Annotated in this window: 9 protein-coding genes; 2 read left to right on the top strand and 7 right to left on the bottom strand. The window is 60.4% G+C overall.

The window, feature by feature from the left end; genetic code table 11:
- Positions 1 to 47 precede the first annotated feature (47 nt).
- The 5 genes from OEG84_RS11260 to OEG84_RS11240 all read right to left on the bottom strand — a co-directional run bounded on the left by OEG84_RS11260 (position 48) and on the right by OEG84_RS11240 (position 7407).
- Positions 48 to 2090 carry a 5'-nucleotidase C-terminal domain-containing protein gene (locus tag OEG84_RS11260; RefSeq protein ID WP_267653843.1) on the bottom strand — a complete coding sequence of 681 codons (2043 nt, stop codon included), beginning with the start codon at positions 2088 to 2090 and terminating at the stop codon, positions 48 to 50.
- 142 nt (positions 2091 to 2232) lie between these two features.
- On the bottom strand, positions 2233 to 3486 hold the full coding sequence (locus OEG84_RS11255) for a phenylacetate--CoA ligase family protein (RefSeq protein WP_267653842.1): 1254 nt from the start codon (positions 3484 to 3486) through the stop codon (positions 2233 to 2235).
- Between the two features lie 29 nt (positions 3487 to 3515).
- Complete coding sequence (omp10, locus tag OEG84_RS11250) at positions 3516 to 3884, bottom strand: outer membrane lipoprotein Omp10 (protein WP_267656165.1); 369 nt, start codon at positions 3882 to 3884, stop codon at positions 3516 to 3518.
- Between the two features lie 128 nt (positions 3885 to 4012).
- Entirely contained in the window at positions 4013 to 5458 is a 1446-nt protein-coding gene (locus tag OEG84_RS11245) for a homospermidine synthase (protein WP_267653841.1), read from the bottom strand.
- 95 nt (positions 5459 to 5553) lie between these two features.
- Positions 5554 to 7407: a M3 family oligoendopeptidase gene (locus OEG84_RS11240; RefSeq protein ID WP_267653840.1), complete on the bottom strand. Its 1854-nt coding sequence runs from the start codon at positions 7405 to 7407 to the stop codon at positions 5554 to 5556.
- A 171-nt stretch (positions 7408 to 7578) separates the two neighbouring features.
- Here OEG84_RS11240 and OEG84_RS11235 point away from each other — a divergent pair, with 171 nt between their 5' ends.
- A complete protein-coding gene (locus OEG84_RS11235; RefSeq protein WP_267653839.1) occupies positions 7579 to 9126 on the top strand; it encodes a sigma-54-dependent transcriptional regulator in 1548 nt (515 codons plus the stop codon).
- A 211-nt stretch (positions 9127 to 9337) separates the two neighbouring features.
- A complete protein-coding gene (locus OEG84_RS11230) occupies positions 9338 to 11173 on the top strand; it encodes a peptidoglycan L,D-endopeptidase MepK (protein WP_267653838.1) in 1836 nt (611 codons plus the stop codon).
- Between the two features lie 166 nt (positions 11174 to 11339).
- Here the strand turns inward: OEG84_RS11230 and OEG84_RS11225 are convergent, their stop codons facing one another.
- Complete coding sequence (locus OEG84_RS11225) at positions 11340 to 11606, bottom strand: DUF2312 domain-containing protein (RefSeq protein ID WP_267653837.1); 267 nt, start codon at positions 11604 to 11606, stop codon at positions 11340 to 11342.
- A 126-nt stretch (positions 11607 to 11732) separates the two neighbouring features.
- Positions 11733 to 12515: an N-formylglutamate amidohydrolase gene (locus OEG84_RS11220; protein WP_267653836.1), complete on the bottom strand. Its 783-nt coding sequence runs from the start codon at positions 12513 to 12515 to the stop codon at positions 11733 to 11735.
- Positions 12516 to 12641: the final 126 nt, after the last annotated feature.

Below are 12641 nucleotides of genomic sequence, written 5' to 3'. Positions count from 1 at the left end.
ACGAAGGGCCCGGCGAACCGGGCCCCATATCGTTTTCGTGGCGGCGATTATTGCGCCGGGATGTTCAGCGTGTCGCCAACCGTAAGGTTGTTGGACATGGCTGCCGGGTTCGCCTCGGCGATCTTCTTCCACATCGTGGCATCTTCAAGGTAGGTCTTGGCCAGATCCCAAAGGGTATCGCCGGCGGCGATGACGTGCTGCTTGCCGGCCATCGCGGCATCCGTATCCTTGGCCATTGTTGTGTCGTTGGCAGCGGGCGCCTCTGAAGCCACCGTTGGCGCGGTGGTGCTGAGTTCAGCAGAGCCAGCAAGCGGCTCGGGCACCTTGACCACGGGTTCTGCTGCTGCGGCCGGGGCCTCGGTGGCAATGGTCGGGGCGGTGGTGCTCAGGTCCGTGGAGCCGGAAAGGGGTTCAGGCACCTTGACCATGGGTTCAGCGGCAGGGGCTGCTTCTTCAGTCTTGGCCTCGTCAGCCATAGGCGCTGACGCTGCGGCGATCACACGACCTTCGATGGTGGGCGTGTAAGGCATGTTCTTGGCGAGATAATCGGCAACCACCTGTTCCAGGCCGGGGCCGAAATCATAGGCGTTCATGCCGGCTGAAGCGAAGACGGCATAGCCATCACCGCCGCCGCGCATGTAGTTGTTGGTCGCCACCGAATAGGTCGCGTTCGGGTCGATCGGCTGGAAACCATCGCCATCCTTGACTTCCACCGAAACAATCCGCGATCCGGACTCGGCGTTCTTGTCGAAGGTATAGCGCAGGCCAGCGACCTGGGCGAAGCGGCCGGCGCCTTCCTCGATTTGGCTGGCGCCATTCTCAAGGGCGGCGATCACGTCGGCGCCCTTGAGTTGGAATGTAGCCAGCGTATTCTGGAACGGCAGCACCGAGAGTACTTCGCCCATGGTGATTTCGCCCGCGTCGATGGAGGCGCGCAAGCCGCCACCATTCTGGATGGCGATGGTGACACCCTGATCGGCCACCCGGTCGAGCATGGCGTCAGTGACCAGGTTGCCCATTTCGCATTCACCGGCGCGGCAGGTATCGCGGCTACCGTCAATTGCCTTGGTGCTCTCGGAAACCTTCCTGGTTTTCAGTTCCTCAATCGGCGCGCCGAGTTCCTTGATCCGCGCCAGTACGCCCTCATCGGGTGTCACCGAGCTGTCGAGCAAAATCGGATCGCCCTTGGCTTCCTTGACCACGCCATTGTCGTCGAAGGTCACCGTGAACTCGCCCAGGTACTTCGAATAGGACGCTGCCTGGGTGACCGGCACCTTGTAGCCGTCGGGGTTGTCGATCATCGTCGGGTAGGGGCCTTCGGCCTTGTCGTCGGTATTTGACAGCAGCGAATGTGAGTGGCCGCCGACAACAACGTCAATGCCGGGGATCTGGGCGATCATTTCCTTGTCGCGGACATAGCCGACATGGGTCAGCGCGATGATCTTGTTGATGCCTTGGGCCTTGAGCTTTTCGACTTCGGCGGTGATCGTCTTGATGTCATCTTCGATGGTGATGTTGGGGCCGGGAGAGGCGATCTCCGGCGTGTCGGTGGTCACGGCGCCAATGATACCGATTTTCTCTCCGCCAACTTCAAGAACCAGCGAAGGCTGGATCCGGTCGCCCACCTTGGAGGCGGCGCTGGCCGTGACATTGGCGGAGAGCACCGGAAACTTGATCACGTCGAGGAAGGGGGCCAGCGCATCCTCGCCATCGTCAAATTCATGGTTGCCGACGGTCATGGCGTCGAATTCCATCTGGTTGAGGAATTCGGCTTCTGCGGCGCCCTTGTAGGTGGTGTAGAACAGCGACCCCTGGAAATTGTCGCCGCCGTTGAGAAGCAGCACGTTGTCGCCTTCATGGGCTGAGCGTCGAGCGGCAATGGCGGTCACCAGCCGTGCAGCGCCACCGAAGCATTTGTCTTCCGTTTCATCTTCGGCCGAACAGGTGGATTCATACTTGTTGTTGGATTCGATCCGGCTGTGCCAGTCGTTGATGTGCAGAATGGTCAAGCTGAAGTCAGCCAACGCCACGCCTGAACTTAGTCCCAGGACCGAGGCGGACAATAAAGCGCGTTTGATGAATGTGTTCATGGAATAACTCCCTGTTTCGCAGCTCTCGGCGTGCCTGGTTTGTGTGTCTGCGGACACTTGCGGCAAGCTTTGCTGGATGGTTTCACTATCGGCTGTGGACTTCAAGAGCGGAGCCACACCGGCATGATTTTTTCGTTCCGTTTCAAGCAGAATAGTCGCGCTCGTCGGCAATTACTTTGCCATCATTGGGAAGGCTGGCGGGCGCCGCTATCTCGACCTTGCCGCGCAATTTTGCGATGGCGGTCAATGTTGCCGCGATCTTTTCAGGCTGAGGCGATGCGCCAGCGGCTGGTTCGACCAGCAGCGTCATCAGATCGGCATCGCCGGAGCGGCTGACAACCAGGCGCGCCCGGGCTAGTTCAGGGTGGGCCTTGAGGATTTCGGCGATCTGCTTTGGATCGACGAACATTCCCTTGACCTTGGTGCGCTGATCAGCGCGGCCCATCCATCCCTTGATCCGCGGGCCGGTGCGGCCGCAAGGCGAGGCTCCAGGAAGAACCGCCGACAGGTCGCCGGTGCCGAAACGGATCAGCGGGTAGCCGGGATTGAGGGTCGTCACCACCAGTTCGCCGACCTCGCCATCGGGCACCGGATCATTGGTGCCGGGGCGGACGATTTCGACTATCATTTCTTCATTGACAATCATGCCGGGATGCGGCGCGCCAAACGTATCGGCGCTCTCATAGGCGATGACGCCGAGATCGGCGGTGGCGTAGCATTGAAGTACGCTGATTGCGCGGTCGATGTAATATTGCCGCAGCGAGGGAAACAGGGCTCCGCCCGAAACCAGCGCGTGGCGGATCGAGGACAGATCCCGGTCCATTTCATCGGCTTTTTCAAGGATCGTCTTCAGGTAATCCGGAGTGCCGGTAAAGCCCGTTGGCTTGAGCCTGGCAGCAGCGTCAACCTGCGCTTCGGTATTGCCGATGCCCGCCGGAAAGACCAGACAGCCGAGTGCACGTGCGCCCTCGTCAAGAATGAACCCGCCCGGGGTCATGTGGTAGGCCAAGTTGTTGTGCACCAGGTCGCCGGCACGAAAACCGGCCGCAAACAGGGCCCGTGCCGAGGCCCATGGATCAACACCCAGGCCCTGAGGTTCCCAGACCGGCCCGGGCGACATGAACACGCGATTGCCCTTGAGCGCATCGGGGTCGGCGAGCCCGCCAAACGGCGGGTTGGCCGACTGCATTTCCATCAGATCGGGTTTGCGCAACACTGGCAAATTGGCCAGGGCGCGGCGATCGCAGATGGCGGCAGGAGCCGGGTCGCCGAGCCAGTCTCGCAAAGCCGGCAGGCGTTCGAAGCTCCGTGCCAGCAATGCGGAGAGGCGTTCGAAGGTTTGCTTTTCACGTACCTCCGGCGGCCGTGTCTCACGCTCGTCGAAATGCTCGCCCATTTGCCTCAGCCCCCCTCCAGCAATCCGGTTCAGATGCGGCGCACCAAGGTGAACTGCGCTCCGGTGGAGGAAGTGCAATTGAGTTGGGACTGGCCTGCGAGCGCGCAATTGACCCGCGACGTGGTCTTGCGCAGCAGCGATGTCAGTTCGATCTCAACCATCTGGTTCGAGATATATTGGTAGGAGCCTTCGGCCAGCAGCGAATTGGTGTCTGTGGTGCGCGTTTCAAAGCGACCGCTTTGGAAGCTTGAGACGATACCGTTGGGATCGACCCATTGGCCGTCAATTCCCTGCGGTTGCTGGGCCACCCGCGGAAGCGGGCGATAATTGGCGGATTGGCAGCCTGCCAGCAAGGCAGCGACCGCACCGATGGCGATGATGTTGAACCGGGTTTTCATGGCGCGGTATTCCCCTCGTGCCGTCATCAATAAGAATCCGTCACCCAACAATGCCGCGCGTGTGCGGCGAAAGCAAGGTGGACTAAAGTGGTCTGGGCAACGCCCATGGTGGAGCAGAGCTACGCTGCTCAGTGCACCAGAATGTTGCGGAACTGCCATGGATCGTTTTCATCGAGATCCTCCGGAAACAGGCCGGGGCGTCCATCCAGCGGGGTCCAGTCGGTATAATGACCTTCAACCGGGCCGAGATAGGGCTTTTGCACTTCCAGGCAGCGCTTGTAGTCCATCTCGTCAGTTTCGACGATACCGGCGTTGGGGTTTTCCAGCGCCCAGACCATTCCGGCGAGCACCGCGGAAGTAACTTGCAGACCGGTTGCGTTCTGATAAGGCGCAATCTGGCGGGTCTCTTCGAGCGAAAGCCGCGAGCCGAACCAGTAGGCGTTCTTGGCGTGGCCATACAGCAGCACGCCGAGTTCATCGACGCCATCGACCAGTTCGTTTTCATCGAGAACGTGGAGCGTGGGCTGGGCGGTTCCGCCATTGCCGAACATCTCGTGCAGCGACAAGACCGCATCATTGGCCGGGTGATAGGCGTAATGGCAGGTGGGCCGGTAGCTCAGCTTGCCCTTCTTGTCGTGTGTAGTGAAGAAATCGGCGATCGAGATCGCTTCATTATGGGTAACCAGAAAGCCATATTGCGGGCCAGGGGTCGGGCACCAACTGCGCACCCGGGTGTTGCCGCCGGGTTGCTCAAGATAGATCGCCGCCTTGTTGCCATGCTTGTGCTTCTTGGCGTTTTTCGGCTTCCACTCTTCGTGAGTGCCCCAGCCGAGTTCTGCCGGTTGCAGGCCCTCGGAAATGAAGCCTTCCACCGACCATGTGTTCCAGAACACATCCATTGGCTTGGGCATTTTGGCGCGCTGTGTGTCGCGTTCGGCAATGTGGATGCCCTTGACGCCGACCTTCTTCATCAGCTTGGCCCAGCCTTCGCGGTCGTCCTGGGCAGGTTCCTTGAAGCTGGTGTCTGTGTCGTTGGCGAGGTTGACCAGTGCCTGTTTGACAAACCAGGAAACCATGCCCGGATTTGCGCCGCAACAGGAGACTGCGGTGGTGCCGCCGGGATGCTTGCGCTTTTCCTTGCGGACGGTTTCGCGCAGCGCATAGTTGGTGCGTGAGGCGTTGGAGGCTTCGGTGTCGAAATAGAAACCGAGCCACGGCTCAACCACGGTGTCGATATAGGGAACGCCGATCTCCCGGCAAAGCCGAATGAGATCGAGCGATCCGGTGTCGACGGAAAGATTGACGCAAAATCCCTGGCCTTCGCCTTCGGTGAGCAGCGGTGTCAGCAATTCGCGGTAATTGTCGATGGTCACGGCTTGCTGGATGAAGCGGACGCCGTGATTGTTGAGAATTTCGGCTTCGGTGTCCCGCGGGTCGATAACAACCATGCGGCTCTTGTCGAATTTGAAGTGGCGCTCGATCAGCGGCAGCGTACCGCGTCCGATTGACCCGAATCCGATCATGACAATCGGCCCGGTGATTTCGCCGTGGACCGGATAAGTTTGTTCAGCCATGTAATTCGCTCCGTTAACTTACCTCGCAGCCATCTGCGCCAGTAACGGCGGCTAAATCACATTTCGTTGTTACAATAAAGCGAAAACGCTGGTGCTCAGTCGTCCATGGCTTCCAGTTCGTCGATCAGTCCTTCGATCATCGACAGGCCCTGATTCCAGAATCCCGGGTCCGATGCGTCAAGTCCGAACGGCGCCAGAAGTTCCGAATGATGCTTGCTACCGCCGGCTTTGAGCATGTCGAAATAGCGTTCCTGAAAGCCTTCGGGGCTTTTCTCGTAGACCGCGTAGAGCGAGTTGACCAGGCAATCGCCGAATGCGTAGGCATAGACATAGAACGGCGAATGGATGAAATGCGGGATATAGGCCCAGAAGGTCTCGTAGCCCTCGGAAAGCTCGACGGCGGAGCCGAGGCTTTCCGACTGCACGTCAAGCCAGAGCCTACCCAATTGTTCTGAGGTGAGTTCGCCCTCGCGGCGTGCGGTGTGCACCCGGCGCTCGAATTCATAGAATGCAACCTGGCGCACCACCGTATTGATCATGTCCTCGACCTTCTGCGCCAGCATGGCCTTGCGTTCGCGCCGGTCAGTGGTGCGTTCGAGCAATGCGCGAAAGGTCAGCATTTCGCCGAATACCGAGGCGGTTTCCGCCAGCGTCAGCGGTGTCGACGCCATCAATGAGCCCTGCGCCCCGGCCAGAACCTGATGCACGCCATGGCCCAGTTCATGCGCCAGCGTCATCACATCACGCGGTTTGCCGAGATAATTGAGCAGCACGTAAGGATGGACGGAAGGGACGGTGGGGTGTGCGAATGCGCCTGACATCTTGCCAGGCCGGCTCGGTGCATCGATCCAGCGGTGGTCAAAGAAGCGCTGGGCGATATCGGCCATCTCCGACGCAAAGCCGTGATAGGCTGAGAGCACCGTGTTCTTGGCGTCGTCCCAGGGAATCGTCGCGCGCGGGGTTTCCGGCAATGGTGCGTTGCGATCCCAGAATTCCAGTTTCTCCAGGCCCAGCCAGCGGGCTTTCATGGCGTAGTAGCGATGCGACAAGCGCGGGCAGGCTTCGCGAACGGCCTGCGCCAGCGCGTCAACCACCGGCCGTTCGACCCGGTTGGCCAGATGCCTGCTGTCAGCGATATCCTCGAACCCGCGCCAGCGGTCGGAAATTTCCTTGTCCTTGGCCAGCGTGTTGGTGATCAGCGTAAAGGTGCGCAGATTGGCCTTCAGCGTGGTTGCCAGCGCCTGACCGGCCTTCTTGCGTTTGGCGCCGTCGGAATCCTGCATCAGGGACAAGGTGGCCTCAAGCGGCAGTTCCTTGCCGTCGATGTCGAATTTCAGGCCGGCCATGGTTTCATCGAACAGTCGGTTCCAGGCCGCGCGGCCGGTCATCGACTTTTCATGGAACAATTGCTCGATGCGGTCATCGAGTTGATAGGGCTTGTCCAGTCTGAGATCGCGCAGCCAGGGCGCATAACGGGCGGCGCGATCGTCGCGGCTGAGGCTGGCTTCGATCACCGTGTCGTCAATTCGGTTAAGTTCCAGCGCGAAAAACAACAAATGTGCGCTGGTGTCGGTCATCGCGCTTTGTACATCACCGTAAAACTTGGCCTTCGCGGGATCCGACGTATCAGTGAAATAGGCAAGACCCGCATAGGAGATGATCCTGCCCATCAACTCGTCGAGGCGTTCATAGGCCTCGATCGCTGCGCCCAGCCCGTCATCGCCAGTCAGGCCGGTGGCTTGTTCAAGGCGGCCCTTCCACTGATTCTCGAACTGCTCGGCAAGGCTTCGGGTGGCGGCGAGATCGGATTTGAACTCGGGCGCCTCTGGCCCTGGATAAAGGTCTGCGAGATTCCATCCCGGCAATTGGCCCAGTTCGGAATCGGTGCCGGTGCCGTTCGCCGCCTCGGGCGCTCGAATTGGCGCAAAATCCAGAATCGATGTCGGCATGAAGGCACTCACTTTCAAAAACGGTCTCTGCCAATCGTCGCCCCGGTTTTACTGGCACAGACCCTTAAAATGCAACCGTTTCCCGAAATCCCATTTTCAGGCTTTGCTGGCACTGTTGCCGGATGGCGATAGCCGCTTGTTCACCTTCCCGGAAACGAGGAATCTATATCTGTGTCCAGTCGAATTCTCATCGTTGACGATGACCCGGTGCAGCGCCGCCTGCTCAAGGCAGCGGCCGAACGCGCCGGCTATGAAACCGAGTTGTTCCAGGATGGCGCCGCCGCGCTTGATCGGCTGACGTCACCAGGCGCTTCGGTGGATGCCGTGGTGCTTGACCTGATGATGCCGGAAATGAGCGGACTGGAAGTGCTTGAGCGGTTGGCCGGTGCGGAAATCGCTGTCCCCGTTATTGTCCAGACCGGGCATGGCGGGATCGAGACCGTGGTTCAGGCGATGCGTGCGGGTGCCTTCGATTTTGTTGTCAAACCGGTTTCACCGGAAAGGCTGGCGCTGTCGCTGCGTAACGCATTGAAGGCGATGAGCAGCCCGGTCGCCCCAAGGTTGAAGGGCAATGGCAGCGGGTTTGCCAGCATCGTTGCGGCGAGCCCGGCAATGGATCGCGTGGTTTCGCTCGCGCAGCGGGCAGCCGCATCGGGCATTCCGGTGGTGCTCGAGGGCGAATCCGGCGTCGGCAAGGAGATGGTCGCGCGCGCCATCCAGGTCGAAAGCGCCCGGCGCGGCAAACCGTTTGTAACGGTCAATTGTGGTGCCATTCCCGAAAACCTGGTTGAAAGCATTCTGTTCGGACACGAGAAGGGTGCCTTTACCGGCGCTTCTGAACGTCATGCCGGAAAGTTCAAGGAGGCTGATGGCGGCACGCTGTTCCTCGATGAAGTGGGCGAATTGCCGCCAGACATACAGGTCAAGCTGTTGCGCGCGGTGCAGACCGGCGAGATCGAAACCGTCGGCGCACGGCTGCCGAAGAAGGTCGATATTCGTTTGATCTCGGCTACCAACAAGGATCTGATCGCAGAGGTGAAGGCGGGACGTTTTCGCGAAGACCTCTATTACCGGCTCAATGTGTTTCCGATCCACATTCCAGCACTGCGCAAGCGCAAGGAAGATATTCCGCAGCTGGTAAGGCATTTCATTTCACGCTTTTCAAGCGCAATCGGCAGCCATCGGATCAGCGGTATCGCACCCGAAGCGATGGCCCTGCTGACAGCGCATGATTGGCCGGGAAACATCCGCGAGTTGGAAAATGCGATCCACCGGGCAATCGTGTTGAGCGACGGCAAGCGGCTGACCTGCGATCTGTTCCCGCAGATCGCTGCGCAACTGCCCGGCTACAAGCTCGGCGCGGCTGACGCTTCCGGCGAAGCTGGCCTGGTGGCGATCGATACGAACGGCCCGGTTCAGCGGTCGTACCGGGATGTAAGCCGCGACGAAGCCGACGCGCAAGCCCATGCAGATGTGACCGCCCCCCAACCGGCGCCACCGATGGAGCCTTCTTATCCGTCGGTCAGCGCGATCACGCCCGATGGCGAGGTAAGGCGGATTGCCGAGTTGGAAGAGGAGCTGATCCGTTTCGCGCTACTGTTCTATGGGGGACAAATGAGTGAAGTGGCCCGGCGGCTGGGAATCGGACGCTCAACCCTCTACCGCAAGCTCAAGGATTACGCGATCGATCCCGACCATCCGAACCGGGAGGCTGCCTGACACCCGGCGAACAAAGTTGCTGAAAACCGTGACCGGCTTGATCTGCTTCATTCCTTGTTAAGTGATCATTCACTATAACGGATCTTGCAGCGTCCAATGGCGGTGATTGCCATTGTGTCACCGCATTTGGGCACCAAAGGGTGGTCAATCACGGTTTTTCCGGCGTCCGGGGACAGCATTGGCAACAGTGACATCAGTTTCAGGTCAGATAGTGACCGCGGGTTCACCGCTGGCGCGTGGACTACGCGGCAAGTTCGGTGGAGTGCTGTCGACGTTGCTGCGGCTGTTGCTGCTCGCGCTTATTGCTGTTTCCGCCGGATTGGCGACGACGCTTTCTGCCTCGGCCGAGACCCGATCGCTCAAGCTCTATTACATACATACCAAGGAAAAAGCCGAGATCGTCTTCAAGCGCAACGGACGTTATGACCAGGCGGGGCTTAACAAGCTCAACCGGTTTCTGCGCGATTGGCGCCGCAATGAGCCGACCAAGATGGACCCGCGCCTGTTCGATCTGGTTTGGGAAGTCTACCATCAGGCCAATGCCAGCGGTTATATCAATGTTGTATCCGCCTACCGTTCGCCGGCCACCAACGACATGCTGCGCCGGACCCGTGGCGGTCAGGCCAAGAAAAGCCAGCACATGGTCGGCAAGGCAATGGATTTCTTCATCCCGGGGGTGAAGTTGTCCAAACTTCGCGGCATCGCGATGAAACTGCAGGGCGGCGGTGTCGGCTATTATCCGAAGTCTGGGTCGCCATTCGTGCATCTTGATGTCGCCAGCGTGCGGGCCTGGCCGCGCATGAGCCGGCAGGAACTGGTTCAACTGTTCCCCAATGGCAAGACGCTGCATCTTCCGCCTGACGGAAAGCCGCTGCCGGGTTACCAGGTGGCGCTGGCCGACTACAAGAAACGTGGCGGCGCTATCGTATCGTCGTCGTCGGGTGGCAACAATTCCAGCCGTTCGGGTGGTGGATTGCTCGCGGCGCTGTTTGGCGGCGGCGACGAGGATGAAGAACCAGAAGCAATCGCAGCTGCGCCAAAACCCGCACCGGCGCCCGCACGCACCGAAGTGGCAGCCTTGCCCGGCGTTCCTGAATCGGCAGCGGTCGTGACGCCGCCTGCGCCGGTTGTTGCAGCCTTGCCGAGCCTGCCTGCCAGTGCGCCCATTCCGATGGCCCGACCCGTTTTGGAGCAACCGACGGTTGTTGCGGCGCTTGTGCCACCGGCTCCGGTATTGCCCGCCCAGGATGAGGTCAACGCTTTCGCTGCAGCGGCAAATGCGGACGTGATCGCGCCGCCGGAGGCGATTGTGGATTATTCCAAGATCCGTGCGCCGGTTCCGCAATTGCTGGCCGAACGTGCATTCAAGCCCGAGCCGGCGCAGCCTGCAGCTGCTGTCGAGATTGCGGCGCTGTCTCAACCCGACCCGATCCAGGCACGAATGCTTGCGGCGGCAACGTTGCCGGTAGAGAAGCCGCAGGTCGCATTGCCGGCTGCGAAGGTTCCCTCGACAACTGATGTTCCTGTGCCAGTTCCCCCGGTCGCCGTTGCTCCAGCGCTGGCACCGGCGTCGACAACCGAAATTGCCGCATTGCCGTCGGGTGAAGATTTCGTGCCCTTGCCAATCAGGCGGCCGGGCGACCGCCCGAACGACCGTGTCATGGCGCCGGCGGCGATCGAACTTGCGTCCTTGGCGCCGGTTCCCGGCAAGCGCGGCGGCCGTCCGTCTCCGGCGCATAGCGTGACCACCGCCAAGGGTGACCGTCCGACCGCGGCCAGCGCCGCCGAACAGCCGCAGCGCACGGCGATCAGGACCGAGCCAAAGCTGACGGAAACTATTATCTCGAGCTGGGCGCTGGCGCAGGAGCGGGTGCAGACCATGCCGACGTCGCCGGGAAAGGCGCGCCACTTCGTGGCGCAGCAGCTTCGTGCCGCACCTACAGTTGTCTATGCCAACGGCTTTGCACCGGGGGGCGGAGAGCTGCCGCACAACCAGTTCACCGGGTCAGCGGTCAACTTCATCTCCGTAGCCCGGTTCGGTAACTGACCGGTTGATGCCGCGCGTCCGGGGTCGGGGCGGCAGCATCGACGGATGTCGGTGCTGCAATACCGGCACTTTCAATTCTTACATGGATATTGATGGCAAAAAGGCCACCGTACGAGACGGCGGCCTTTGCATCGATCTGACGTGTGTCGTCAGCCGGAAAGCCCGATCAGCTGGCGCCTTCCGGCTCGGGCGCCATGCCCAGTGCATGCAAATAGGTGTCGAGAATCGCTTCCTGCTCGGCCCGGTCGTTTGCATCCTGCTTGCGGATGGCTACGACCTTGCGCAGCACCTTGGCGTCAAAGCCGGTCGACTTGGCTTCGCCATAGACGTCCTTGATGTCGTCAGAGATGGTTTTCTTCTCTTCTTCCAAGCGTTCGATGCGTTCAACAAAAGAACGAAGTTGGTCGCGGGCCACGGCGCCGGAATCAGACATGGGTCACTCCTAATACGGACAGGTGAGGGATTATTGGTGTATGCGCTTCAAGTGCCCAAACGACGCCTTCGGGTCAAGGGTGTTTGCAGCTTTCCCGCTGATTAATCGAACCAGGGCAGACAGCACTCAATCCAGGCTGGAGCCGTGGTGGCGGATTTCATGCATTTCCGGGCGACTGTTGGTCGACGTCAGGATCGGCGCCAGACGCTCGACCCAGGCATTGATGCCTGCCTGATCGGAAATCAGATCCTGGCGGATTTCGATCAACGCGTGGGCCAGGCCCTTGGTCGTGCAATGCTGGTGCATTGTGTCGCCGATCAGCGCTCCCTCATAGGGCTCGTTTTCGCCCACTACCAGGGCCGGGTCCGCGCTCAGAAGGTCCATCAGTACCCGCAGGGCACGGGGATCAGCATCCCAAAGGACTCCTGCGTGCCAGGGTCGCGCCGCGCCTTTCCAAACAGGTGTGAAGGAATGCATGGAGATGACCAGCGGGGCCTTGCCGGACGTGCGCGCGGTATTTGAAATCACCGCGGAAACCGCTTCGTGGTATGGCCGGTGGTAAAGGCTGAGCCGGCGTGCTCGCTCTTTTGCAGAGAGCGGGTGATTGGCGGGGATCACCATGCCATCCGACAGTTTCATGATCAGCGTCGGGTCGTCCTCGCCGCGGTTCGGATCGATCAGCAACCGTGAAAAGCAGGCCATAACTGCGGGAACCCCGAGCCGGGCGCACAGGCCGCGGGTTACGCCCTCGATACCGATGTCATAGGCGATGTGTCGGGAAAAGGCGTCACCAGACAGGCCGAGATCGCCATATTCGGACGGCAGGCGGTTCATGGCATGGTCGGCGAGGATCACCAGCCCATGGCTGGCATCACCGGGAATAATCTCGAAGGGCTGAAAGCCGGACATGACGGACCAGAGTGCTGTGTTAAAAGGGGTAGAATTGCCTGGACCAATCGCACAGCCGGGGTCGGCAGGCAACTATCTGTCTAGGCATCTGCGGGCAGATCGCCGATGGCCTAGGCCTCAAAGGTT

This window comes from Hoeflea algicola, assembly GCF_026619415.1.
Lineage (GTDB): Bacteria > Pseudomonadota > Alphaproteobacteria > Rhizobiales > Rhizobiaceae > Hoeflea > Hoeflea algicola.
Note: the sequence above shows the minus strand (reverse complement) of the source record. Positions and strands in the feature narration are given on the sequence as shown.

Excerpts from the sequence above, each read along its gene's own strand:
- OEG84_RS11260 (WP_267653843.1), bottom strand. The coding sequence starts at position 2,090 with ATGAACACATTCATCAAACGCGCTTTATTGTCCGCCTCGGTCCTGGGA.
- OEG84_RS11255 (WP_267653842.1), bottom strand. The coding sequence starts at position 3,486 with ATGGGCGAGCATTTCGACGAGCGTGAGACACGGCCGCCGGAGGTACGT.
- omp10 (WP_267656165.1), bottom strand. The coding sequence starts at position 3,884 with ATGAAAACCCGGTTCAACATCATCGCCATCGGTGCGGTCGCTGCCTTG.
- OEG84_RS11245 (WP_267653841.1), bottom strand. The coding sequence starts at position 5,458 with ATGGCTGAACAAACTTATCCGGTCCACGGCGAAATCACCGGGCCGATT.
- OEG84_RS11240 (WP_267653840.1), bottom strand. The coding sequence starts at position 7,407 with ATGCCGACATCGATTCTGGATTTTGCGCCAATTCGAGCGCCCGAGGCG.
- OEG84_RS11225 (WP_267653837.1), bottom strand. The coding sequence starts at position 11,606 with ATGTCTGATTCCGGCGCCGTGGCCCGCGACCAACTTCGTTCTTTTGTT.
- OEG84_RS11220 (WP_267653836.1), bottom strand. The coding sequence starts at position 12,515 with ATGTCCGGCTTTCAGCCCTTCGAGATTATTCCCGGTGATGCCAGCCAT.